General features: G+C 56.0%; 26 protein-coding genes. 22 read left to right on the top strand and 4 right to left on the bottom strand.

The window, feature by feature from the left end:
* The first annotated feature begins 11 nt into the window (after positions 1-11).
* From AC3Y2E_RS09330 to gndA, 5 genes are all read left to right on the top strand, one after another.
* Positions 12-1,013, top strand: coding sequence for a LacI family DNA-binding transcriptional regulator (locus tag AC3Y2E_RS09330; protein WP_379209398.1), 1,002 nt, complete (start codon positions 12-14; stop codon positions 1,011-1,013).
* A 31-nt stretch (positions 1,014-1,044) separates the two neighbouring features.
* On the top strand, positions 1,045-2,316 hold the full coding sequence (locus tag AC3Y2E_RS09335; protein ID WP_379209400.1) for a nickel pincer cofactor-dependent isomerase, group 22: 1,272 nt from the start codon (positions 1,045-1,047) through the stop codon (positions 2,314-2,316).
* Positions 2,313-3,884 (top strand): gluconokinase, encoded by a 1,572-nt coding sequence (gene gntK / locus AC3Y2E_RS09340; RefSeq protein ID WP_379209402.1) that lies wholly within the window; start codon positions 2,313-2,315, stop codon positions 3,882-3,884. The genes AC3Y2E_RS09335 and gntK overlap by 4 nt, the downstream gene beginning before the upstream one ends.
* A 100-nt stretch (positions 3,885-3,984) precedes the next feature.
* Positions 3,985-4,752, top strand: coding sequence for an SDR family oxidoreductase (locus AC3Y2E_RS09345; RefSeq protein WP_190926441.1), 768 nt, complete (start codon positions 3,985-3,987; stop codon positions 4,750-4,752).
* A 76-nt stretch (positions 4,753-4,828) separates the two neighbouring features.
* A complete protein-coding gene (gndA, locus tag AC3Y2E_RS09350; RefSeq protein ID WP_332072876.1) occupies positions 4,829-6,241 on the top strand; it encodes an NADP-dependent phosphogluconate dehydrogenase in 1,413 nt (470 codons plus the stop codon).
* On the opposite strand, the gene AC3Y2E_RS09355 is transcribed toward gndA, so the two are convergent.
* Positions 6,238-6,567, bottom strand: coding sequence for a hypothetical protein (locus AC3Y2E_RS09355; RefSeq protein WP_190926444.1), 330 nt, complete (start codon positions 6,565-6,567; stop codon positions 6,238-6,240). The two genes, gndA and AC3Y2E_RS09355, sit on opposite strands and share 4 nt — an antisense overlap.
* Positions 6,568-6,744: 177 nt before the next feature.
* Between AC3Y2E_RS09355 and AC3Y2E_RS09360 the strand changes: the two genes are divergently transcribed.
* The 11 genes from AC3Y2E_RS09360 to AC3Y2E_RS09410 all read left to right on the top strand — a co-directional run bounded on the left by AC3Y2E_RS09360 (position 6,745) and on the right by AC3Y2E_RS09410 (position 18,129).
* Positions 6,745-7,662: an RNA polymerase sigma-70 factor gene (locus AC3Y2E_RS09360; RefSeq protein ID WP_379209408.1), complete on the top strand. Its 918-nt coding sequence runs from the start codon at positions 6,745-6,747 to the stop codon at positions 7,660-7,662.
* A 126-nt stretch (positions 7,663-7,788) separates the two neighbouring features.
* Entirely contained in the window at positions 7,789-8,307 is a 519-nt protein-coding gene (locus tag AC3Y2E_RS09365) for a shikimate kinase (RefSeq protein WP_379209410.1), read from the top strand.
* A gap of 74 nt (positions 8,308-8,381) precedes the next feature.
* A complete protein-coding gene (locus AC3Y2E_RS09370) occupies positions 8,382-8,777 on the top strand; it encodes a fluoride efflux transporter FluC (RefSeq protein ID WP_379209412.1) in 396 nt (131 codons plus the stop codon).
* Complete coding sequence (gene crcB / locus AC3Y2E_RS09375; protein WP_379209414.1) at positions 8,777-9,139, top strand: fluoride efflux transporter CrcB; 363 nt, start codon at positions 8,777-8,779, stop codon at positions 9,137-9,139. Before AC3Y2E_RS09370 ends, crcB begins: the two co-directional genes overlap by 1 nt.
* 33 nt (positions 9,140-9,172) lie before the next feature.
* Entirely contained in the window at positions 9,173-10,465 is a 1,293-nt protein-coding gene (gene aroA / locus AC3Y2E_RS09380; protein WP_379209416.1) for a 3-phosphoshikimate 1-carboxyvinyltransferase, read from the top strand.
* A gap of 74 nt (positions 10,466-10,539) precedes the next feature.
* Positions 10,540-11,355 carry a C39 family peptidase gene (locus tag AC3Y2E_RS09385; protein ID WP_379209418.1) on the top strand — a complete coding sequence of 272 codons (816 nt, stop codon included), beginning with the start codon at positions 10,540-10,542 and terminating at the stop codon, positions 11,353-11,355.
* Positions 11,356-11,383: 28 nt separating this feature from the next.
* Positions 11,384-11,812 (top strand): CoA-binding protein, encoded by a 429-nt coding sequence (locus tag AC3Y2E_RS09390; RefSeq protein ID WP_379209420.1) that lies wholly within the window; start codon positions 11,384-11,386, stop codon positions 11,810-11,812.
* A 130-nt stretch (positions 11,813-11,942) separates the two neighbouring features.
* The gene (locus AC3Y2E_RS09395) at positions 11,943-12,758 is read left to right on the top strand and encodes a hypothetical protein (protein ID WP_379209422.1); all 816 of its coding nucleotides are present in this window, start codon (positions 11,943-11,945) and stop codon (positions 12,756-12,758) included.
* Between the two features lie 124 nt (positions 12,759-12,882).
* Positions 12,883-14,796: a glucose PTS transporter subunit IIA gene (locus AC3Y2E_RS09400; RefSeq protein ID WP_190926460.1), complete on the top strand. Its 1,914-nt coding sequence runs from the start codon at positions 12,883-12,885 to the stop codon at positions 14,794-14,796.
* Entirely contained in the window at positions 14,789-16,519 is a 1,731-nt protein-coding gene (ptsP, locus tag AC3Y2E_RS09405) for a phosphoenolpyruvate--protein phosphotransferase (protein ID WP_379209425.1), read from the top strand. The genes AC3Y2E_RS09400 and ptsP overlap by 8 nt, the downstream gene beginning before the upstream one ends.
* 257 nt (positions 16,520-16,776) lie before the next feature.
* Positions 16,777-18,129 carry a neutral/alkaline non-lysosomal ceramidase N-terminal domain-containing protein gene (locus tag AC3Y2E_RS09410; RefSeq protein WP_379209427.1) on the top strand — a complete coding sequence of 451 codons (1,353 nt, stop codon included), beginning with the start codon at positions 16,777-16,779 and terminating at the stop codon, positions 18,127-18,129.
* Positions 18,130-18,251: 122 nt separating this feature from the next.
* Here the strand turns inward: AC3Y2E_RS09410 and AC3Y2E_RS09415 are convergent, their stop codons facing one another.
* Positions 18,252-18,776, bottom strand: a complete 525-nt coding sequence (locus AC3Y2E_RS09415; RefSeq protein ID WP_379209429.1) for a type 1 glutamine amidotransferase domain-containing protein — start codon at positions 18,774-18,776, stop codon at positions 18,252-18,254.
* Between the two features lie 134 nt (positions 18,777-18,910).
* Between AC3Y2E_RS09415 and AC3Y2E_RS09420 the strand changes: the two genes are divergently transcribed.
* The 5 genes from AC3Y2E_RS09420 to AC3Y2E_RS09440 all read left to right on the top strand — a co-directional run bounded on the left by AC3Y2E_RS09420 (position 18,911) and on the right by AC3Y2E_RS09440 (position 22,221).
* Positions 18,911-19,315, top strand: coding sequence for a VanZ family protein (locus tag AC3Y2E_RS09420; protein ID WP_379209431.1), 405 nt, complete (start codon positions 18,911-18,913; stop codon positions 19,313-19,315).
* 90 nt (positions 19,316-19,405) lie between these two features.
* Positions 19,406-19,825, top strand: coding sequence for a hypothetical protein (locus AC3Y2E_RS09425; RefSeq protein ID WP_190926469.1), 420 nt, complete (start codon positions 19,406-19,408; stop codon positions 19,823-19,825).
* 169 nt (positions 19,826-19,994) lie between these two features.
* Positions 19,995-20,342 (top strand): bacillithiol system redox-active protein YtxJ, encoded by a 348-nt coding sequence (ytxJ, locus tag AC3Y2E_RS09430; protein ID WP_379209434.1) that lies wholly within the window; start codon positions 19,995-19,997, stop codon positions 20,340-20,342.
* A gap of 115 nt (positions 20,343-20,457) precedes the next feature.
* On the top strand, positions 20,458-21,462 hold the full coding sequence (gene ccpA / locus AC3Y2E_RS09435) for a catabolite control protein A (protein WP_332072862.1): 1,005 nt from the start codon (positions 20,458-20,460) through the stop codon (positions 21,460-21,462).
* A 57-nt stretch (positions 21,463-21,519) separates the two neighbouring features.
* Positions 21,520-22,221, top strand: a complete 702-nt coding sequence (locus AC3Y2E_RS09440) for a 5'-methylthioadenosine/adenosylhomocysteine nucleosidase (RefSeq protein ID WP_379209436.1) — start codon at positions 21,520-21,522, stop codon at positions 22,219-22,221.
* Positions 22,222-22,362: 141 nt separating this feature from the next.
* On the opposite strand, the gene AC3Y2E_RS09445 is transcribed toward AC3Y2E_RS09440, so the two are convergent.
* Together AC3Y2E_RS09445 and AC3Y2E_RS09450 are read right to left on the bottom strand one after the other, a co-directional pair.
* A complete protein-coding gene (locus AC3Y2E_RS09445; RefSeq protein ID WP_379209438.1) occupies positions 22,363-23,547 on the bottom strand; it encodes an acetoin utilization protein AcuC in 1,185 nt (394 codons plus the stop codon).
* Positions 23,548-23,563: 16 nt separating this feature from the next.
* Entirely contained in the window at positions 23,564-24,196 is a 633-nt protein-coding gene (locus AC3Y2E_RS09450; RefSeq protein ID WP_379209440.1) for a GNAT family N-acetyltransferase, read from the bottom strand.
* 233 nt (positions 24,197-24,429) lie between these two features.
* Between AC3Y2E_RS09450 and AC3Y2E_RS09455 the strand changes: the two genes are divergently transcribed.
* A partial coding sequence (locus AC3Y2E_RS09455) for an AMP-binding protein (protein WP_379209442.1) occupies positions 24,430-24,751 on the top strand: 322 nt, incomplete at its 3' end.

Raw genomic sequence — 24,751 nt, forward strand, 5'->3', positions numbered from 1 at the left:
GAGGTGGTAGGATGTCCGTAACGATCAAAGATATTGCGCGTATGGCCGGCGTGTCGCACACGACCGTGTCGCGGGCGCTGAACGACAGCCCGCTCATTCACGAGGAAACGAAGCGGAGAATCAGGGCACTGGCGGAGCGGCTCGACTACTCGCCGAATTACAGCGCCAAAAGTCTGGTGCTCGCCCGTTCTTACCACATCGGCTTGTTTTTTTCCACGTTGTCGAAAGGAACGTCGTCCAACTTCTTTCACGAGACGGTTAAGGGCGTTCATGGCGCGGTTCAATCGAAGTATCATCTGATTGTGAACTCGATCGACGATTACGACGGCAACTTTGCCGGGGTCACCCGCAAGACGTTCGACGGGGTCATCGTCATGAGCCAGAGCGACCGGGACGAAGCGTTCATATCGTATGTGGCCGAGAAGAACATTCCGCTTGTCGTTCTGAACCGGAATGCCGAGCCTGTATCCGCCGTCAACGTTCTGGCCGACGACCGGGCCGGCGTGTTCCGCGTAGTGGAGCATATGATCTTGCAAGGCCACCGAAGCATTGCGGTTATTGAAGGCAAGGTCACGTTTAAATCTTCGCATGCCCGTAAGGAAGGCTATTTGCAAGCGCTTCGGCAATACGGTCTGGAACCTGATCGCCGTTACGACGTCGTAGGCGGTTATACGCTTGAGGGGGGCTACCGGGCGATGCAGGAGCTGCTTACGCGCACGCCTTTGCCTACGGCGGTATTTTGCTCCAGCGACGAGATGGCGGTAGGGGCGATGAAGGCGATCGCCGAGCACGGACTTTCGGTGCCGGGCGATATTTCCGTCGCCGGATTCGACGACGATGTGTTTTCCGCGTTTTTATCCCCCGCGCTTACGACCGTGAAGCGTCCGGTCGAGACGATCAGCCGGATCGGAGCGGAGAAGCTGCTGCGGGTTATCGAGAAGGGGTATCCGTCGAAGGAGACGCTGTATGTCGAGACGGAACTGCTCGTGCGTGAATCGGTCAGGGGGATTTGACAGATAGTAGGATGAGAGGGAGGCAGCAGGGATGAGCATTTTACGGACATTGCTGGACGATATTCCGATACCCCAAATGGTACGGATTCGTCAGAAGTTTGATGCAACTAAGGTCGACGATATTGAAGGGGCTCTGCGCGAAGAGTTGAAGAAGCCGGGAGCGATCGAGACGATCAAGCCCGGACAGCGGGTCGCCGTTGCCGTAGGCAGCCGGGGCGTGGCGCATATCGCCGAATTTACGCGGATTACGATCGATGCGATCAAGGAAGCCGGCGGCTTGCCGTTCATCGTGCCTTGCATGGGCAGTCACGGCGGCGCCACCGCCCAAGGCCAGATCGAGGTGCTGCATCATCTCGGCGTTACCGAGGAATCGGCCGGCGCTCCCATCTTATCCTCGATGGAAGTGGTCAAGATCGACGAGCTGCCGAACGGCTTGCCGGTGTATATCGATAAATACGCCTACGAAGCCGACGCGATCGTCGTCATTAACCGGGTGAAGCCGCATACCGCCTTCCGCGGACGGATCGAAAGCGGGATTATGAAGATGATCGCCATCGGTCTCGGCAAGCAGAAAGGCGCCGAGGCGTGTCATCAGCTCGGATTTAAATATATGGCGGAGAACGTTCCGGCGATGGCGAAGATTATGCTCGACAAGCTGCCGATCTTGTTCGGCGTAGCGCTTGTGGAGAATGCTTACGACGAAACGTGCCGCGTCGAGGTGCTACCGGCCGCGGATATCGAACACCGCGAGGAGCAACTGCTCGAGGAAGCGAAATCGCGTCTGCCGAAAATCTTGTTCGACCAGATCGATGTGCTCGTGATCGACTATATCGGCAAAAACATTAGCGGCGACGGGATGGACCCGAACATTACGGGCCGGTACCCGACCCCTTACGCCCACGGCGGGCCCGACGTATCGAAGATGGTCGTGCTTGACCTGACGCCGGAGACGAAGGGCAACGCGAACGGTGTCGGAACGGCGGACTTTACGACCCAGCGGCTGGTGGACAAAACGGATTGGCCGGCCACCTACGCCAACGGGTTAACCTCGACGGTATGTGCGCCGACGAAGCAGGCGACGACGTTCGAAAGCGATTTTTACGCGATCAAAGCCGCCGTCAAAACGTGCAATATTCTCGACTACACGACATGCAAGATGGTCCGGATTCGCGATACGCTCCATCTCGGGGAGATTGAAATATCCGTCAACCTGCTCGAGGAAGCGAGAAAACATCCGGATATCGAAATATTGACGGAGCCTTACGATTTGCAGTTCGACGATGAGGGGTATTTGCCGAAATGACCGTTAACTGCAGCTCCAAACGATACGTGGTAGCCGCCGATATCGGCACGACGAGCACCAAAACGCTCGTCATCGACCGGGACGGCCGGGTGATCGCCGGCCATTCGATCGAATATCCGCTGTATACGCCGACGCCGGACCGGGCGGAGCAAGATCCGCTTGAGATTTTCGCAGCCGTTGTCCGCGGCATCCGCGAGGTGATCGCCAAGGCCGGCATATCCGGCTCCGACGTCCTGTGCGTCTCGTTCAGCTCGGCGATGCACAGCCTGATCGCGGTCGACCGCGAGCTTCAACCGCTTACGCGCTGTATTACGTGGGCGGATAACCGCAGCGCCGATCTCGTAGCGCCGCTCAAAAACGAAATGAACGGCATGGGCATCTACCGGAATACGGGGACGCCGATTCATCCGATGTCGCCGCTGCTGAAGCTGATGTGGATGAACCGTTACGAGCCGGAGCTGGTCAACCGGACTTATAAGTTTATCGGGATCAAAGAATTCGTCTTTGCCAAACTGTTCGGCAAATTCGTGATCGACTATTCGCTGGCCAGCTGCACCGGATTGTTCAATCTGCGCCAGCTCGAATGGGATGAGGAGGCGCTGCGTATCGCCGGCGTGTCGCGGGACCAGCTGTCCGAGCCGGTATCGACGACGCATATCGAGACGGGCTTGTCTTCGGCCTACGCGGTTGAGATGGGACTTCCCGCCGATACGCCTTTCGTGGTCGGCGCTTCCGACGGCGTTCTCGCCAATCTCGGCGTAGGCGCCTTCGAGCCGGGCGTATACGCGGTTACGATCGGGACAAGCGGAGCCGTGCGCGGAACGGTCAACGAGCCGCTTACCGATCCGCAGGGCCGTCTGTTCTGTTACGCGCTGAAGGAAGACTTCTGGGTCGTAGGCGGCGCGATTAATAACGGCGGCATCATGTTCCGCTGGGTGCGCGACCAGCTCGCTACGCTTGAAGCGGAAGAAGGCCGCCGCCGGGGGATGGACCCGTACGATTATTTGACTTCGATCGCCGAACAGGTCGCCCCGGGGTCGGATGGGCTTATTTTCCTGCCGCTGCTCGCCGGGGAACGGGCTCCTTATTGGAACGCCAACGCGCGCGGCGTCTTTTTCGGACTGTCGCTCTTCCATGAGAAGAAGCATATGATCCGGTCCGTGCTGGAAGGAGTCGTCTACCGGATTCATTCGGTCGCCATGGCGCTCGAGGAAGTCGGGGGACCGACCCAAGAAATTCGCGCTTCCGGCGGCTTCGCCCGTTCCGCTTTCTGGAGACAGATGATGGCGGACGTCCTCGATACGCCAGTGACGGTACCCGACTCGATCGAAAGCTCCGGTCTCGGGGCCGCTCAGCTCGGACTGCTCGCGCTCGGGGAAATTCGCGATTTCTCGTCGATTCACGGCTGGGTGCGCTCCAGTATCCGCCACGAGCCGAATGCGGTCAACCATGCGGTTTACCGCGAGCTGACGTCTCTCTACGCCGACGTTTACCAGCAACTGAAAGGGTCGTTCGACGCGATCGCCGCTTTTCAGAAAAGGCATGTGGGCGGCGAATTGCGCTCCTAAGTGCGAGTTCAAAAAGTCCGGTTTTCAGCACCGATCAAAAGTGGACTTTTTGAACATCCTCTATAAATCAATTGGATCTACATATCGGGAGGGAAACGGGATGAATTTATTCGATTTAACGGGGAAAACAGCAGTCATTATCGGCGGAAACAGCACGCTTGGCGGTTCTATGGCGATTGCGCTCGGAGGTCACGGAGCGGATGTGGCGATCGTCGGCCGGAATTTGGAGAAATGCGAGCAGGTGGTAGCGCAGGTTCAAGAAACCGGTGCCAAAGCGAAAAGCTTCAGCGCCGATACGACCGATGCGGAGCAGCTTCGCGGGGTACTGGCCGAGGTGCTGGCATGGACGGGCCGGGTGGACGTGCTTATGAACTGTCCGGGCAAAAACAGCGCCACTCCGTTTTTTGAGATTACCGAAGAAGAATGGGACTCCATCATGGACGTTAACCTGAAAGGCGTTATGCTGGCGTGCCAAGTATTCGGCAAACATATGGTGGAGAGCGGCGAAGGCGGCAGCATCATCAACATCTCGTCCGTCTCCTCGGAGCCCCCGCTGTCCCGCGTATTCACCTATTCGGCGTCCAAAGCGGCCGTCAACAACCTGACCAAAAACTTGGCGCGCGAATTCGCTCCGAGCCGCGTCCGCGTCAACGCCATCATTCCGGGCTTCTTCCCGGCCGAGCAAAACCGCAAAATTTTGTCGCCGGAACGGATCGCCTCGATCATGACCCATACGCCGATGAACCGGTTCGGCGAAGCGCACGAATTGCAAGGTGCCGCCGTATATTTGGCCTCCGAAAAAGCGTCCGGATTCGTTACGGGATCGCTGCTGCGGGTCGACGGCGGATTTGGGGCTATGACAATTTGATGAAAATGGGATAGAATAATGAAGTGCCGCATCGAATGCGGGCTTCATACATACTCTCGGATAAGGGTGATTAACGATGTCAAAACAACAAATCGGAGTCGTCGGTTTGGCCGTAATGGGCAAAAACTTGGCGCTTAATATCGAAAGCCGCGGCTTTACGGTATCTGTCTATAATCGTTCCCGTGAGAAGACGGACGATCTGATCAGCAACGAAGCGAAAGGCAAAAATCTAGTTCCGACCTATTCCGTGGAAGAGTTCGTCCAATCGCTGGAGCGCCCCCGCAAAATTTTGCTGATGGTGATGGCGGGAAAACCGACGGACGATACGATCTCCCAGTTGGTTCCACTGCTTGAGGAAGGCGATATTTTGATCGACGGCGGCAACGCTTATTTCCCGGACACGCAGCGCCGCAACAAGGATCTCGAAGCTCAAGGCATCCGGTTTATCGGTACAGGGGTATCGGGCGGCGAAGAAGGCGCTCTGAAGGGACCGGCCATTATGCCGGGCGGCCAGGAAGATGCATACCGGCTCGTGGAGCCGATTCTGACCGCGATTTCCGCCAAAGTGAACGGCGATCCTTGCTGCACGTATATTGGACCGGACGGAGCCGGCCATTACGTCAAGATGGTTCATAACGGCATCGAGTACGGCGACATGCAGCTGATCTGCGAAGCGTACCAGTTGCTTCGGGACGTGCTTGGACTGAGCACGCAGGAGCTTCACGAAATTTTCTCGGAATGGAACAAAGGCGAGCTGGACAGCTACCTGATCGAGATTACCGCCGATATTTTCACCAAGACGGACCCGGATACGGGCAAACCGATGGTCGACGTTATTTTGGACAAAGCCGGACAAAAAGGGACGGGCAAATGGACAAGCCAAAGCGCCCTCGACCTCGGCGTTCCGCTCTCGATCATTACCGAATCGGTATTCGCACGGATGCTGTCGGCGATTAAAGACGAGCGCGTACAAGCAAGCAAACTGCTCAAAGGACCTCAGCAGCTGCCGGCTGCTCCCGAGAAGGGCGCCTTCATCGAAGCGGTTCGCAAAGCGTTGTACGCCAGCAAAATTTGCTCGTACGCGCAAGGTTTCGCTCAAATGCGCGCAGCCTCCGACGAGTACGGCTGGAATTTGAACTATGGCAATATCGCCATGATATTCCGCGGCGGCTGCATTATCCGCGCCCGCTTCCTGCAAAACATCAAGGAAGCGTATGACGCTGAGCCGGGCCTCAAAAACCTGCTTCTCGACCCGTATTTCAAAGATGTCGTGGAGTCTTACCAGGATGCGTGGAGACAAGTCGTTTCCGTTGCCGTATCGCGGGGAATTCCGGCGCCTTGCTTCGCGTCCGCGCTGGCTTATTACGACAGCTACCGTTCCGAGCGGCTTCCGGCCAACTTGCTGCAGGCGCAGCGGGATTACTTTGGAGCGCACACGTACCAAAGAGTGGACAAGGAAGGTTCGTTCCACTTCCAGTGGATGAATTAATCGGAATTTGAAGCTTTGCCGGGTGCCGGTTCCGGCGTCTGCCACAGCCCGTAGGTCGCTTCCATCAGCGAAGCCCGCAGCCGTTCGGCTTCATTGACGCAGCTCGGTCTTCGCTGGAGAAGCATCGTGGCGGCATCGGCATAGTTTTGAAAGTTTTTCAGCAAGCGTGGCTGGGGGAGATCCAATAACCGGGGATCTTGCTCGGCCACCTTTTTTTTCACATATTCGAGCACCCAGATGACATCATCCTTGCATAACGAATGGCTTGGACTTAAGATTTGCTCCAGCCGGTTGCCGGGCGGCCTAGGAAACGCAGCCGATTGCATCGATACCGTTCAGCTCCTTTGAAATGAAAAAAAGTGTATTAATAATCATTACTATTCTCCTTGGGAATTATTCACAAATCTTTTGCGTTGCGGTGCGGTTTTCTAAAGAAAGAGCAGTTTTCCGTGTCACATCCGGCCGCTTTCGCTCGTCTTGTATAGATGGGAAAAACTCGGTGAATGGTGATCCATGAAAGGGAGCTGGCGATTTTGCGGATTGAAACGGAACAATGGTACACCTCCTACAAGCCTTTATTGTTCTCACTCGCGTATCGGATGCTGGGCAGCGCTGCGGATGCCGAAGATATCGTCCAGGATACGTTTCTGGCGGTGGCGCGGCTCGATGTGTCGCAGGTGACGAATATCAAATCGTATTTATGCAAAATGGCGACGAACCGGTGCCTGGACCGGATAAAATCGGCGGCGGCCAAAAGGGAGACGTACGTTGGCCCGTGGCTGCCGGAGCCGATCGATACGAGCGCCCGGCCGGAAGATCCTTACGATATGTATATGCTGAAGGAATCGATATCCACCGCGTACTTGCTTATGCTCGAGCAGTTGTCTGCGACGGAACGTGCCGTCTTTTTGCTCCGCGAAGTGTACCGGTACGAGTATGAGGAAATAGCCGATATCGTCGGCAAATCGTCGGCGAATTGCCGGCAGATTTTCCGGCGTGCGAAGAACAAGATCGGCGAAAATCCCGAAATCGAAACGAAGAGCGATCCGAGCCATCGGCAGGAGATGGTCGCAAGTTTCGTCGAAGCGATGAGCACGGGCAACGTGGCCCGAATGCTGGAGCTGCTCGCGCCTGAAGCAGTATTGCTCAGCGACGGCGGAGGCAAGGTGCGCGCCGCGGTGAATCCGATTCTCGGTCCGGACCGGATCTGGCGTTTTTTCGAAGGGCTGCGTCAAAAATACGCCGTCGAATTCCGCGGCGAATGGCGGATGGTCAATGGCGCGCCGGGGTTCGTTCAGCACCGGCAGCATGACGTATGGATCGTCACTTTCCACATACGGGAGGGCCGGATCGAATCGATCTATATCGTAGCGAACCCGGATAAAACCGCCCGGTTTATCGGAAACGCTATAAAACAGTGAAGCGGCGTTCCAAGCCGGGGTGCCGTTGTGCCTGTAAGGGTGCGGGGACGGAAGGGCCGGGAGTCTTCCCTTTCCGGGGTTTACCCGTTATGATAGATAGGAAATGACAAGAAGGGGGAGCGGGATATGAACGCCCGGAACATAGTGCTGGTTGGGTTTATGGGGACGGGCAAATCGACCGTGGCGTCCTTGATCGCGGAACGGCTCGGCTGGAGCAAGGTCGATCTGGATACGTCGATCGAAACGGCGGAGCGCGCCACCATCCCGCAATTATTTGCCGGTCAGGGAGAGCCGTATTTTCGCCAGGCGGAAACCAATGCGCTGATCCGGGAACTGGAAGGCCGCGAGGGACAAGTCGTGGCGACCGGCGGAGGCGCCGTATTAGCCGAACAGAACCGCGCCATTATGCTCGGCAACGGGCTTGTGGTCGCGCTTACCGCCAGTGTGGAGACGATCCTGGAACGCGTGCAGAACGACCCGAACCGTCCTTTATTGAAAGGGAACGCTGCGGCCTCGGTGCCGGAGCTTCTGGAAAAGCGCAAGACGGCTTACGATTTCGCTCATCTGCGTATTGATACGACCGGGAGAACGCCGGAAAGCATCGCGGACGAAATCGTCGGGAAGGTCCGGAAGGCGCTCGTGTAGTCGCGGTTTATGGTCCGGGAAGCGTTCCTTTTTCCAGGCAGGGAAGATACGATCAAGGGAGACGGTGTTATGATATGACGGTTCTGTTCATCGGACTTGCCGGAGTGCTTGGCGCACTGGTGCGTTACGGGGTCAGTCTGGCTGTCGATCCGTATGCCGATCCGGCTCTGTTCCCGCTGGCAACGCTGCTGTGCAACTTCTCAGGCAGCTTCGCGCTGGGCTGGCTGTCCGGCGGAGGCGCGCTGCGGCTGGGCTGGTCCGAACGGAAACGTATCGCGGTGACGACCGGCTTCGTCGGCTCGTATACGACGTTTTCCACATTCGGAGCAGAGACGGTTCACTTTCTGGACAGCGGACACGGGTGGATGGCGGCGGTTTACGTCATGACCAGCCTGTGGGGCGGGCTGCTGCTCGCCTGGGCGGGCGGCCGTCTTGCGGAAGCTAGGAAGAGCGGAGGCGAAGCGGTGTAATGTGGGGTAACGTTGCTCTGGTTGCGGCTGGCGGATTTTGCGGGGCCATAGCCCGCTATTACATATCCAAAAAGATGGGGGAACGATTCCAAAGCAGCGTCCCGTATGGTACACTGACAGTAAACTTGACCGGCTGCTTTCTGCTCGGACTGCTCATCGGCGGAGACTGGGGCAAGCCTGATCTGCTGCTTGCCGGAACCGGATTTATGGGGGCGCTGACCACCTTTTCCACGCTGCAGCTGGAAATCGTGGGACTAGCCAGGAAGTCGCGCTACCGCGCGCTTATCGGATACATAACGGCAAGTTACGTACTCGGAATTGGATTATCGTATATCGGCTATTGCGTCGGTCGAGCGATCTGACGCCCACATCGCAGAGGGAGAGATGACAGTAAGATGAAAGCCATAGTAAAACCTACCCCGGTATTAAACGGGGAAATCAACGCCCTTTCCTCCAAAAACTACACGACCCGGTATATGCTCGTAGCGGCGCTGGCGGAAGGGACAACCACGATCCGTTATCCGGCGCACAGCGAGGACAGCGATGCGATGCGCCGTTGTATCCGCGATCTCGGAGCGGAACTGATCGAAGAGGGCGACACGATGACGATCCGCGGCTTCGGCCGCCATCCGAAGCAGGTTTCCGAGCTGAATGTCGGCAATGCGGGTGCGGTACTGCGATTCCTCATGTCGGTCGCGGCGTTTTGCCCGGAGCTTACGTTCGTGAATACATATCCCGATTCGCTTGGCAAACGTCCGCATGACGACTTGATCACCGCTTTGGAGCAGATGAACGTTCGTGTCGAGCACAACAACGGCAAGCTGCCGATCACGATCCGCGGAGGCCAGCCGAAGGGCGGGCGGATTCAAGTATCGGGCAACGTCAGCTCGCAATTTTTGAGCTCCCTGCTGTTCATGACGCCTCTGCTTGATGAGGACAGCGAAATTGAGGTGCTTCACGATCTGAAATCGAAAGTCGTCGTCGGCCAGACGCTTGAAGTGATCCGGCAAGCCGGCATCCGGATCGAGGCGAGCGACGATCTGATGCATTATCGCATACCCGGAAGGCAACGCTATGAAGCGAAGGAATATGTCGTGCAGGGCGATTATCCCGGCTCGGCGGCGATTCTTGCTGCTGCTGCGGTTACGCAGTCCGATGTCCGCGTACTTCGTCTCGAAGAAGAGAGCAAGCAGGGAGAGCGCGCGGTAGTCGACGTGCTGCGGGCGATGAACGTACCGCTTACACACGAGAGAGGCGTCGTTCACATTAAAGGCGACGGCAGCTTGCAGGCGGTCGAATTCGACGGGGACCATTTTACCGACGCGGTGCTTGCGATGGTAGCCGCAGCCGTATTTGCGAAAGGAACGTCGCGTTTCTATAATGTAGAAAATTTGCGCTACAAAGAATGCGATCGCATTACCGATTACTTGAACGAGCTTCGCAAAGCCGGAGCGGACGTCGAGGAACGCCAAAGCGAGATCATCGTCCACGGCAAGCCGGAAGGCGTGGAAGGCGGAGTCGAGATCGACGCCCACTATGACCATCGGGTCATTATGGCGCTTACTGTCGTCGGACTTCGTTCCAAAGGCGGCTTGACGATTAAGGACGCTCACCATGTAGCCAAATCGTATCCGCATTACTTCGAGCATCTGAAATCGATCGGCGCCGACGTCCAATTGATCGACTGAGTCGGGCCTGCTGCGGCCGGCTCACTGTTCCAACTAACGAATCACCTACAACGAAGCGAATGAGATGGTAGCGAATGATGATCATCATGAATATGGTCAAAGTTTTGTTCACGACATTTCTCATCGTGGGGCTGCTGTTTTCAAGCGGTGTTTTCAGCGTGCTGCTTTATGCGAAAATGACCGGAAAAGATTTTTTCACGGAAGCGCAGCCGATCGCGGCGGTATTGGCGGAGGGCGCCGCCCCGGCCCCTCCTGTCAGCGAAGCGAAGCCCGAGCCGGTAAAGCCGAAGCCCGCTTCCGCCATGCTGGACGCTCCGCTAGTCAGGCAGCTCCCCGAGCTGCCCGCCGGCTGCGAGATCGTCAGCCTCACGATGCTGCTCAACTACTATGGCGTCGACAAAGATAAGATGGAGCTGTACCGCGAGATGATTAAAGATCCGACTCCGATTCGCTGGGAGAAAGGAGCTATCGCTTATTGGGGCAACCCGAACACCGGGTATGTCGGCGATGCTACCGGCAAATCGCGCGGGTTCGGGATTTATCACGGAGCGCTGCTTCCCACCTTGAAGGAGTACGTGCCGACAGCGATCGATATGACCGGAATGGAGTTCGATGCCATCGAGCGTCAGATCGCGGAAGGGCTGCCGGTCGTCATATGGACGACGATCAATTTTCAAGAAACCCAGAAATGGGTGGAATGGGATACGCCGATCGGACCGATCAAGACGACGTTTATGGAGCATGCCGTCCTGCTCGTCGGTTATGACGAAGAGAACGTATACGTCAACGATCCGTACAGTGGCAAAAAGTCGTTGAAGCTGAACAAAGAGCAGTTTTTGGGAACATGGAATGCATTAGGCAAGCAAGCTTTGTCTTATACGAACGAATAGTCTCAAGCTGAATTGGAGGGAATTAGAGATGGCATTTGAAAATCCTTCGCGCGACCGGATCAAGGAATTGCTGCAGCAGACGAAAACGATCGCCGTCGTCGGCTTGTCGGACAAGCCGGACCGTACTTCATATATGGTGTCTCAGGCGATGCAGGCGAAAGGCTACCGGATCATTCCGGTTAATCCGAACGCCGATACTGTGCTTGGCGAGAAAAGTTATGCTTCGCTGACCGATATTGAGGAACCGGTCGATATCGTGAATGTGTTCCGCCGCAGCGAAGATACGGTTTCCGTAGCGAAGGATGCGCTTGCGATGAAGCATAAGCCTGCGGTATTCTGGCTTCAGCTCGGCATCGCGAACGACGAGGCTGCGGCTCTTGCCGCCGGAGCGGGCATCGAAGTGATTATGGACCGCTGCATCAAAGTCGAGGATTCGATACTGCTTCCTAAGAAGTAAACGACTTCCATCTATAAAAAAACGCAAACCGAAGAAACTAGTAAAGGCTTCAGCGAAAGGATGCCGCCCAGTTCCATACGCGACATTCGTTTATTGAAGACTTTCTATTTTCCGAGGAGGATTCCCGTCCGTGTATAAACAACAATCGAGCTCGTTGTATGGTTCGTCCGCAGGCAGCATGGGTAACCAGTCGTCTATGTCCCAGTACCGCGGAAGCCAGAACCAGAAGCCGTTCCAGCCGATCGGAATGGTTCAATCACAGTATGGGCAGCGTGCATCCCAGTACGGGAGCGGCCAGACTCAATCGGCGGCAGCCGGAGGCACGCAATCTTCCGCAGGTGGCTTCCAGAGTACGAGCTCGTTCCATACGGCGAACTACCGCGGCAACCAGCCGGGCCACGACAGCTATTTGCGCTCGGATTCCCGCACCCCGTCGCAGAGCGGAGCGACCGGGATCGGGTCCGGTTATGGCAGCGGAACGATGAGCCAATCGAACCAGGCGTTCGGGATGGGACAAAGCGGCTCGGGACAAGCTGCAGGTGCAGCTTTCCAAAGTACGAGCTCGTTCCACACGGCCGGCTATCGCGGCAACCAGCCGGGGCATGACAGCTACCTGCGTTCGGATTCGCAGCATCCGAGTCAGGCACAGACCGGCTATGCATCCTTCGGAATGGCTCAAAGCCAATTCCAGCCGCAGCAAAGCAGCTACCAGCAGCAACAAAACACGTATCAGCCGCAAAATCAATTCCATTTCCAAAATCAAATGCAGAACCAGCGGCTAAACCAAATTCAGAACCAGAATCAATCGTTCGCTTCCACGCAGTCGTTCCATACGGCCGGTTACCGGGGCAATCAGCCGGGACATGACGCCTACCTGCGTTCGGACTCGAATCAGCCGGCCTCTTCGTATTCGAGCATCGGCGGCACGAGCTCTTTCCGTTTCTAATTCGAGATGAAGCCAGGCGGACCGCAAGGTCCGCTTCTTTGTTGTCCAATGGAAATACGGCGGTCGATTGCTTTTGACAAAACGGGGTCGAAGCTTTACGATGGTACAGAAGGGGGGACAGGGCTTGAACTGGATGGGCAATTTGCAGCAATTCGGGCGTTCGCTCATGATTCCGATGATAGCGCTGCCTGCGGCGGCGATTTTGCTGTTCCTCGGCAATTTGCCTTGGGAATGGATCGGAATCGAAAGATTCGGAGAATTGCTCAGCTTCACCGGAAATTCGATCTTTGCGTATTTGCCTTTCCTCTTCTCCATCGGAGTAGCGCTCGGGCTTACGCAAAATGCCGGTATTGCGGGAATCGCCGCATTGCTAGGCTATTTTATTTTTTTCGCGTTAACCAAATATTACATGGGGACGTTTTTTGAGCTGGGGGTTGCCGGCGGGGTGATGATCGGCTTGCTAGCCGCCTTGTCGTATCACCGGTTCAAATCGATTAAGCTGCCCGAATACATACAGTTTTTTGGCGGTCCCAGATTTGTTCCGCTGTTTATGAGCTTCGCTTCGATCGTATTCTCCGCTGTCGTCATTCAGCTGGGGCCGACCGTCAAGCTGATTCTGGACCGCCTGGGCGAATGGATATTGACGCACGGGGCGGCTGGGACGTTCGTCTACGGAGTCGCATACCGGCTGCTCGTTCCGTCGGGGCTTCACCATATTTTGAATAACGTCGTCTGGTTCCAGATCGGGCCGTATATGCGGGACGACGGTCATGTCGTGTACGGGGATTTGCCCCGTTTTTTTGCCGGAGATCCGGAAGCGGGCATTTTTATGGCAGGGCTGTACCCGATTATGATGTTCGCGCTTCCTGCGGTTGCGTTCGCCATCATTCACGAAGCCCGGGAAGACTTGAAGCCCAAAGTGAAGGCGACGTTTTTGACGGCCGCGCTCACTTCGTTTTTGACCGGCGTGACGGAGCCGATCGAGTTCGCTTTTTTATTTGTGGCGCCGTATTTATTCGTCGTGCACGCCTTGCTGTCCGGAGCGGCGATGTGGCTGGCGTACGAGCTGGATATTCATCACGGCTTCTCGTTCTCCGCCGGAGCGATCGATTTCGTCATCAATGAGCATCTGGCTACGAACGGGCTGTTGTTGATCCCGATCGGGCTGCTGTTCGCCGGCATTTATTACTTCCTGTTCCGCTGGGCGATCCGGAAGTTCCAGCTCCCTACACCCGGGCGGGAGGAAGGCTCCTCCCTCGAGGAATGGGCCGGGGATGTGCGCTACAGGGCGCCGCTTATCCTGCAGGCGCTCGGCGGCAAAAATAACGTCAACGAGATCGAAGCGTGCATTACCCGTCTCCGTCTGACGCTCGGCAACGACAAGCTGCTGGATATTAACGCTTTGAAGCATCTGGGGGCGGCCGGAGTGATCCATCTCGGGGGAGGCAACGTGCAGGTCGTATTCGGCACATTCTCCGAGCTGATCCGCGAAGAGATCGTGAAGGTGCTGCATAAGGAGATCCGGCAAGTGCATTTCCATGCGCCGGTTCAGGGCAATATGATTCCGATCGAGGAAGTGCCGGACGCGATATTCGCCCAGAAGCTTGTAGGCAACGGGGTGGCGTTTTACCCGGAACGTGGGGAGCTGCTTTCGCCCGTTACGGGGAAGGTGGTGCACATTTACCCGACGATGCATGCCATCGGGTTGAGGACCGAGGAGGGGCTCGAGGTGCTGCTTCATATCGGCATCGATACGTCCCACTTGCAGGGCAAGTTATTCCAGGCGGTAGTGAAAGAAGGGGACGACGTGACGGTCGGTCAATTGCTGATCCGGTTTGATTTGCAAAAAATTAAAAAACATGCCAAATCGCTTGCTACGCCCATGGTCATCACGAATCCAAACATCGTAAAATCGTGGGCGTTCGCCCCGTTCAAACACGTCAAAAAAGGTCAGGCGTCGGTTATGTCTGTCGTGATGAAGGACGCCGGCGATCCGCAAGACGCCAAGCTTTCTGGAGGTGACGCATCGAATGGTTAAAGGCAGCGGGGGGGCCGTCGGCATCGCCATCGGCAAGGCGTTTGTCCTGCCGGATTGGGAATGGGAGCTGACGGAGCAGCCGATCGACGTCAACGACATGGCTTTCGAGTTCGAAAGACTGTACGAGGGCGTCCGAATTTCGAAGTCGGAGCTTCAGCAGATTAAGACCGACATCGCAGAAGTGCTTGGAGTCGAGGAATCGAATATTTTTGACGCTCACCTGGCGATTCTGGAAGATCCGGTGTTCATGAATGAAGTTGCGGGGATTATCCAGCGTCAGTACAAGGCGGCGGAAGTGGCGGTAAAGGAAGTCGTAGACAAGTTCGTCAACATGTTCGACCTGCTCGACGACGAATATATGAAGGAGCGGGCGCTCGATATTAAAGATGTGGGAACGAGGCTGCTCAAGCATCTGCTCGGTTCGTTCGAGGAAACGAAACCGCCGGTCGATCAGCCGTTTATTATCGTAGCCCGCGAGCTGACGCCTTCCCAACTGGCGCATCTGGACCCGAACCAGCTGCTCGGCATCGTAACCGCTTCGGGCGGCAAGACGTCGCATACGGCCATTATGGCGCGCGCTATGGGCATCCCGTTCATATTCAACGTCGAAGGCGGAGCCCAGACCGGCGACTTGCTTATTCTCGACGGGGAGACCGGAGAAGTTCACGTCAACCCGGAACAGTCGGTAGTCGAAGCGTATACGCAGCGCCGCCTCCAGCTCGATCAGGAGCGGGAACGGCTGCGTGCCGTCGTTAACGTCCCTTCCGAGACGCGGGACGGCAGAGAGGTGAACCTGTACGCGAACATTACGTCGCTAGCCGAGCTGGAGCAGGCATTAAAGCACGGGGTGAAGGGCGTAGGTTTGTTCCGGACCGAGATGTTGTATATGGACCGGCATACGTGGCCCAAAGAGGATGAGCAGTTCGAGGTGTATAAGGCGGCCGCGCAGAAGCTGGACGGCCAACCGCTCGTGATCCGGACGCTCGATATCGGCGGCGACAAGCTGCTGGACTACATATCGCTGCCGGAAGAAGACAATCCGGTGCTCGGCTACCGGGGCATCCGCATCTCCATCGACCGGCGGGACTTGTTCAAGACCCAACTGAAGGCGATTTTGCGGGCGAGTTCGTTCGGCAATGTGAAAATATTGTTCCCGATGATTTCCTCAATCGAGGAAGTGCGCCGCGCGCGCGAGGTGCTGGAGCTTGCCATGCAGGAGCTGCAGAGGGCCGGGCAGCCTTATAACGCGAACATCGAGATCGGCATTATGATCGAGGTGCCCGCGGCGGTCGCGATCGCCGACTTGCTTGCGCAGGAAGTTCAATTTTTCAGCATCGGCACGAACGATCTCGTTCAATACGTCCTTGCGGTCGATCGGATGAACGAACGAATCTCCCATTTGTATGAGCCTTACCACCCGGCTGTGCTGCGGATGCTCAGGGCGACGGTCGAAGCGGCCCGGCGCAACGGCATCTCGGTCAGCGTATGCGGCGAATTGGCCGGCGACGCCGATGCGTTGCCGATGTGGCTAGGTCTGGGCGTACACGATCTGAGCATGTCCTCCCACTCGGTGCTGGATGTGAAGCGGAGATTGATCGACAGTTCGGAGAAGGAAGGCGCGGAGCTGCTGGACAAATTGCTCGCCTGCCGGACCTGTACGGAGATGAAGTCGCTTATTCACGAGACAAAGGCGGAGGACGGCGAACCGCCAGCTGCGTTATAGAGAGCCGCAGTCCGTCCGCGGCAGTCCGGCACAGTTAACGTGATGCAGACCGTTTCAGAAATCAGAACACCTCCCTGGTGCCCGGGGAGGTGTTTTGTGCTTATGGGCATGAACTCTGTAAACAAATTGACGCAAGTTATTTACAAGTTATTTACCTCTTTATCCATTCGTGCTAGTATGAAGATGAGGTCGCCGTCCTACCTGTGAAAACTGCCGACGATCGGGGACTTATTCCGTATAAGAGGAGTGCGATAACGATGAAGTTTTGCTGCGTTAGCGAGGTTATGACACCGGATCGGCCGGTCTTTATGCACGGATTCGGGGCCAGAACGAGTAAAAGCGAGGGCGTGCACGACCAGCTCTACGTGAAGGCCGCGATGCTGGAGGCGAACAAGACGCTGCTTCTGTTGACGATCGACGCTTTGGGCGCAGACCGGAGCTTTGTGCTTGGCGTTAAGGAGGCGTTAAAGGAAACGTTCGGCCTGGAGCATGACGAGGTGCTGATCAATTTCTCGCATACGCATCACTCTGTCTTTTTGACCGGACTGGATACGGAACACCGCCGGGGCGCGTACAGCATTGCCCAGGAAGGCTGGACCGACAACGAAGAGGAGCTTGACTACACGGAGGACGAGGCTTTGTTCCGCTTTATGCGGGATACGATCTTGCGGATGACGGAGTATTGCCGGAACCATCTTGTCCCGGGAGAGCTCAGCATCGGGCGCGGCTTGTCCGATTTCGCGGTCAGCCGGCGCAAGCCGGACGGGAAGGGCGGCGTCACGTGGAGCCCGTATGTGGACGGGCCGATCGACAAGGAGCTGCTGGTGATGAAGCTGACGGATGCGGCGGGGGCGGTGAAGGGCATTCTGTACAATTACGGCTGTCATACGACCTCGATGGGCCCCGACAACATGCTGCTGTCCAACGACTTCGCCGGCCGGACGTCCCGCGTGCTGAAAGAAGCGTATCCGGGAGCCGCCGTTTTGTTTCTGCAAGGCTGCGCGGGTGAGCTGAAGCCGCGAAAAAGTGCGGACGGCGCCCGATTCAAAAGTTTGACGATCGCCGAAATGGAGGAGGCCGGCACGGACTTGGCCCAGGATGTAATCCGGATTATGGAACAGGAGCCTTTCCAGACGGTCCAATGCTCGTTCCGTACGGCGTTGGCCGATCCGCTGCTGTATACGGAGCAGACCCCGGCCGCTTTTTATGAGCCGATTGCAGGCAACCCGGACAGCAACTCCTTTTACCGGAATGCGGCCATCCGTACGATACAAGCGATTAAGGACGGGACGATCAAGGACCGAATTCCGCACTATATCTCGATCTGGAAGCTGGACGATCGTCACCGCATCGTATCGATGGAGGGCGAAGTGTCGACCGAATATTCGCTGCTGATCAAGAAACTGTTCGCAGACGATACGACGCTGGCGCTGGGTTATACGAACGGGGTATACTGCTATATCCCGACGCGGAAAATGATCGGAGAGGGCGGATACGAATCGGATTGCAACTTCTTCTTCGACATGCGAGGCCCGTTCGTGCCGGAGATCGAAGATATTATCGTCGGCCAGCTGGTGAAGCTGGACAAGGCGTTGGCCGCCCGCGACTGAATCGGGACGGCAAATAAAGCCCCCGACTGACAACGGTTGCCGGTTGTCGGTCCGGGGGCCTTTTCGCTACACGCGAGCGTACCGGTATATGTCGTCTGACGTATACGGGGAGCGTTTATCCTCTACCCTTTCGCCAATACGTCGCAGAACGCTTTCGCATACGGGGGCAAGTCGGGCGGGCGGCGCGAGGACACGATGTTGTTGTCGACGACGACAGCTTCGTCGATCCATTCCGCACCCGCATTTTCCATATCGTCGCGAATGCCTGGAGTCGAGGTCACTTTGCGGCCTTGCAATATTTTGGCCGAGATCAGCACCCAGCCCGCATGGCAGATTTGTCCGATCGGCTTGCCGGCTTCATCCATCTGACGGACGAGCTGCAGCACCTTCGGATAACGGCGCAGCTTGTCCGGAGCCCATCCGCCAGGCACAAGCAGGCCGTCGCAGGCGGATGCGTCCATCTCGTCGAAGGAGATGTCGCTCACCGCGGGCACTCCGTATTTGCCGTAATACGTTTTCCCTTTCTCCGGACCGGCCAGCACGACGACCGCGCCCTCTTCGCGAGCCCGGTAAATCGGGTACCAAAGCTCCAGATCTTCGAATTCCTCGTCAACCAAGCAGATGACCTGCTTACCGTCTAATCTCATCTCAACATCCCTCCTTGCGACATTGTACCATAAAAGGATTGCATTTTTGAAACGATCCGTCATAATGAGAGAAGCTCTGTCTGCGAGATTTGCCAGCGCCGGTAGAGTTATTTGATGAGATAGGAGAGACGCGCTTGAACCGGATAATCCGATGGCTCCCGGCCGTGGTGTGGATGACCCTCATTTTTTATATGTCGCATCAGACGGGGGACGATCTCGGAACGCTGCTGCCTTTTTTTCAGAACTGGTTTCCTTGGATGGCCAGCTTTGACTGGGGACATTTTATCGCTTACTTCGTGCTTGCGCTTACTTACTACGGAGCGATGTTTCCGCGCTGGGCCGGCTGGGGCGGGAAAGCTCTGGTCGTCGTCCTCTGTCTGCTGTACGGCGTGACGGACGAATTTCACCAGCGGTTCGTCGAAGACCGGACTCCCGACCTGATGGATCTGCGCAACGATACGATCGGAGCCGCTATCGCCATGGCAGTCGTATCGCTGCCTCCTGTAGACCGCCTGCTGCGCAAGCTGATCCGCCGCTAGCAAAAAATACTATACGGCTGCGGGAAGGAGTTTAGCCGGGAAAAGCGAATAAAAGTTGTATCGCATATACCGGAAGGAGTGCTTTTGTTCGTGCAAAAGCAATGCAGCTGCGGCGAGACGATGAGTATTCGTTTGCGCACCGTCATATTTCAAAACAAAGTGGAAATCGAAAACGTGCCGATTTATTCGTGCGACGATTGCCAGCGATCGGAGCTGTTCCCTCCGATCAAGCAGGAGCTGACCGGTTACATCCGTACGTTAGGCTCGAAGCCGGAAGCAGCGACGGTTTTATTCGACGAGATGTCTGAGCTGGCCGGCCTGATGCACAAGGTGACTCATAAGAACAATCAGATGTATACCGTAGAATCCATTATCCAGGAACGCGTCAACGAACTGCTGGATACGCTTCTGCTTGCCAAGTCGCTCGGCGACGACGCCTGGGTGGAAGACGTACGCCACCGGCTGAAACAGATTACGAGCCATTTGACGACTACATATCGTCTCTCCTGAACGTATGGGGATGAGAGGGGCAGCGCGCTCCCGCTATTGAGGGCGGACGCCCGTCAGCGGCATCATTCTCGCGATAATAGACGCTGAGCCAACGCAAGTTGGCTTTTTTGCCTTGTTTTTGGTAGTATTTAATAAGTAGGCACGATTCGGATGCGAGAGGGTGGAATAGATGGACATCATCGAACTGGAATCGGAGAGGCAATGGCTGAGCTTGCTCGAGTCCAGCTCAGAGACTCCGGTGCTCGTATTCAAGCACAGCACGCGTTGTCCGATTAGCAGCGAAGCTTATGAGCAGTGGCAGTCTTATCTGAGCAAGGAGCCGAATCCGGACTGCGAATATGCGCAGGTGCTGGTTGTCGAATCGCGCGACGTATCGAACCGGATCGCCGAGACGATTAACGTGAAGCACGAATCTCCGCAAGTGCTGCTTGTAAAAGGGCGTAAGGCGGTATGGCATACGTCCCATGGGAGAATTACCGAATCGGCTCTGCGCGAAGCGCTGAATAATAGCCTGTAACTGAAATGTAACCGTGTTTTCATTGCGAAGTCAGACGTTTTGTCGTATGATGTATGCAAATGACGAGAAAACGTTTCCTTTCGTTTTTCACACTGAATAACTGGAGTAGATACTAGTGACCGTAACGATTTATGACGTAGCCCGCGAAGCAGGCGTATCGATGGCGACCGTATCGCGTGTCGTCAACAACAATCCGAACGTAAAACCGCAAACGCGTAAAAAAGTATTTGAAGCGATTGAAAGACTCGGCTATCGCCCCAACGCGGTAGCAAGAGGACTGGCGAGCAAAAAAACGACGACCGTAGGCGTCGTCATTCCGGATATTTCGAATTCGATTTTTTCCGAAGTGGCTCGCGGCATCGAAGATATTGCGAATATGTACCATTACAATATCATTCTGTGTAACGCCGACAAGAGGAAAGAGAAGGAGATCCGGGTCATTAACACACTGCTGGAGAAGCAGGTGGACGGACTTCTGTTCATGGGCGGTACAGTCACCGAGGAACATGTCCAGGCATTCCGGACTTCGACCGTTCCGATCGTGTTGTGCGGAACAAGAGACGATAAGGACCAGTTCCCTTCGGTCGATATCGATCACGAGGCGGCCGCTTTTGACGCAGTCAAGCTGCTGATCGGACAAGGACACAGCAAGATTGGAATGATCAGCGGAACGCTGCAGGACCCGGCCAACGGCTATTCCCGGTACCAAGGGTACAAAAAAGCGTTGGAGCAAGCCGGTCTGAGCGTATCCGAGGATCTGGTCCGCATCGGCAACTACCGGTACGAATCGGGTTACGATGTGATGAAATATTTCCTCCACTTGTCCGACCGGCCGACAGCCATCTTCGCAGCGACCGACGAGATGGCGATCGGCGCCATCCATGCGATCCAGGACGAAGGGCTGCGCGTTCCGGAAGATATATCGGTTATCAGCGTAGACAACATCCGTATGGCGTCGATGGTGCGTCCATTGCTCACTACCGTTGCACAACCGATGTACGACATCGGAGCGGTATCGATGCGTCTTCTGACCAAGCTGATGAACAAAGAAAATGTAGAAATGTCCAAAGTGCTGCTTTCGCACGAAATTATTCAGCGCAAATCGGTGGCTCATGTATAATGAGCCCCTTTTCTTTTTGTTGTGCTTAACTAAAGGAACCGGGAGGGGCGGCAGCTCGTGACATGGAATAAGATCGGATTGATCGGCGCGATGGCCGAAGAGATTGAACGGATCGAAGAACGTCTGACGAACGAGAAGGTGACCGACAAGGCGGGAATCCGCTTTATGGAAGGGACGTTTTGCGGGAAAAGCGTTGTGCTTTGCCGGTCGGGGGTAGGCAAAGTGAATGCGGCCGTATGTACGCAGCTGCTGATCGACCAATTCGGCGTCGACGCGATCATTTTTACGGGCGTTGCAGGAGCTTTGGACCCGGCGCTGGATATCGGCGATATCGTCATCTCGAGCGATTGCATGCAGCACGATATGGACGCGTCCGCGCTTGGTTTCCCGAGAGGAACGATCCCGTTCGCGGACACATCGGTTTTCCCGGCGGATCAGGCTCTTGTTAAACTGGCCGTACAAGCCGGAGAGCAGCAGGAGAGCGGCAGGATCGTCTGCGGCCGCGTGTTGTCGGGCGACCAGTTTATCGCGGACCGGGACACGGTCAAGCTGCTACACGAGCAGTTAGGCGGGACGTGCACAGAGATGGAAGGTTCGGCGGTTGCGCAAGTATGCGCGATGAACGGAATTCCGTACGTCGTCATTCGTTCGATGTCGGACAAGGCCGACGGCTCGGCTCATGTCAACTTTTCAGAGTTTACCGTCAAGGCGGCCGATCGTTCCTATGCGATCGTAGAGCGGATGGTCAGCTCTTTATAAGCGCAACAGCCCAAAAAGCTCAGTTCCTTTGCGGAACTGAGCTTTTTTGCCGGCTTTGCGAAGACGCTTGCGCGTGGCGGCGGCCGCGATGAGGCGCTTTCTGCGGTCCGTCTGCCAGCGTTTCCAATATGCGTTTTGTGTTCATTCCGGCACGTACATCAAAGCGATTTCCCGGGTGCGCCGGTTATTGTCGGTAATTTCCTTGCGGCGGGGAATCGGCGTCCACGTATGGACCGGATCGAGCCACGTATCCGGCAGTTCGAGCGGACTTTTGTCCGCCCATCGCTTTACCCATGCTTCCGGCAGCGGAGTATCCGGTTTACGGGCCAGCTCGCTCAGCAGCGGATGATCGGTCATGACGAGCCACAGAAGGCTCCATGCGCGAGGTACGATGCGCCAGATGTCGTACCCGCCGCCGCCCAGGGCGACCCAGCGTCCGCCGCAGTATTGATGGGAGAGCCGGTGGATCGTCTGCGGCATCTCGGCGAAGATGCGCATGCTGCAATGAACGTGGGCGAGAGGGTCCAAGGCGTGGGCGTCGCAGCCGTGCTGGCTGACGATCAGATCCGGCTTGAACGAACGGACGACCCGGTCCATCGCCTCGTTGAATCCTTCGAGCCAGGAGTCGTCCTCCGTATAGGGCTCCACCGGGATATTGATGCTCATCCCGTAGCCTTCGCCTTCGCCGCGCTCGTTCGCCGCTCCGGTGCCCGGAAACAAATATTTGCCGGTCTCGTGAAACGAAAGCGTGCACACATTCGGGTCGTGGTAAAACGACCACTGCACCCCGTCGCCGTGGTGAACGTCCGTATCTACATACAGCACTCTGGCATTATACTTTTGACGGATGTAAGCGATTGCGATCGAGGCGTCGTTATACACGCAAAAACCGGCGCCTTTATTCGGCATAGCATGATGCAGCCCGCCGCCCAAATGAAGGGCGTGGTTCGTTCGTCCCGACATGACCGCGTCGGCCGCTTCGATGGAGCCGCCGACGATTTGCCGGGTAACGTCGTGCATATTTTCGAAATAGGGCGTATCTTCGGTACTCAGGCCGAAACGGTCCGCTTCTTGGATCGCCTGCTCGGCCGGATGCGGACAGCTTAACTGTTTAACGGCTTCGATGTATTCCGGCGTATGTGTGAACAGCAGCTCGTCTTCCTCGGCGATGCGCGGCGTCACGATGTCCGAAGGATCGAGGGCTCCGAGCTCGTCCAGCAAATCCCGGGTGAGCAGGAGACGTTCCTGATCGAACGGATGGGTATCGTTAAAGCGGTACTTCGTTTCGTCTTGATGATAAACGTACACCGCGTTTGAGCTTTTCATACTTTTCCTCCGATTGTCAATACATGAACCGTTGACGAAACCGAATCGTATCGAATTTTTCCACTGAGGATAGCGGAACTTCTTTGCCGATACGCACCATGAGGCAGTTAGCCGGGTGAGAGCATATTTCCGGATCGTCAGTCGCGAACCAGACCATGTCCACCGATTTCATCAGCTTTTCCATCATATTGCGGTAGTCCCAGACGTTCGATAAGCTGCCTTTCAAATCCCAATGCCAGTAATATTCAGTCGTGAATACGATCATATTCTCCAGCTGATCTTCCATAAAGGCGAGTTTGATCATTTTTTTGCCGAGACCGATCGAACGATAGTCGTCCGCGACCTCGATCGCCCCAAGCTCGACCAGGTCGATCATATTGCCTTCGGACCAGCGCTCCATCTCATCCGGGTAGTGAAAGGTTACGTAACCTACGACCATCTGTCCGTCGCGGGTTAGGATGATTCGGCCTTCGGGCAGCTCGGTTATTTCCACAAGCGCTTCATGCTGCTCGTTAGGTCGCCGGAATGCGTCCAGATCCGGATGCATGGTTAAGCCGCGCAAATGATCGTTAGGTACGGGACCTTCGACAATAAGCTTTCTGCCCTGAAAGTCGACCTCGAATGAATGATAGATTTTGCGGTGCTCCACGTATGGAATCACTCCTTTCGTGCTGCGGTTGTATCACGACATTGTTCCCCATATGCTACTTATAGCAGATTATAGAGCGGTTGAAAAGGAATAGGCTATTAATTCCGACTATGATATAATAAGATCGTCACAAAACTTACACACTCCCTTCACAACTCAGACAGGCTATATGGACGTTTTGTCCGCATACTTAATGAAAACGGTTAAATGCCAGCCGCTATAGGAGGAGAATTATGGGTAACATGCAGACGGAAATTTTAAAAGCTATCGCTACCGACGGGAATCTGAAAAACTACGAGGAAGCCCGTGTGTCGTTCGATTGGGCCGACGTAGAAAAGCAGTTCTCCTGGTATACGACCGGCAAAGTTAATATGGCCTACGAGGCGATCGACCGTCATGTCGAAGCCGGACTGCAGGATAAGGTAGCGCTTTATTACAGTGACGCCACCCGCGATGAAGCGGTTACTTACGGGCAGATGAAAGCGAATTCGAACAAATTCGGCAACGTACTGCGGAAGCTCGGCGTCGGCAAAGGGGACCGCGTCTTTATCTTTA

The organism is Paenibacillus sp. MAH-35 (assembly GCF_058135425.1).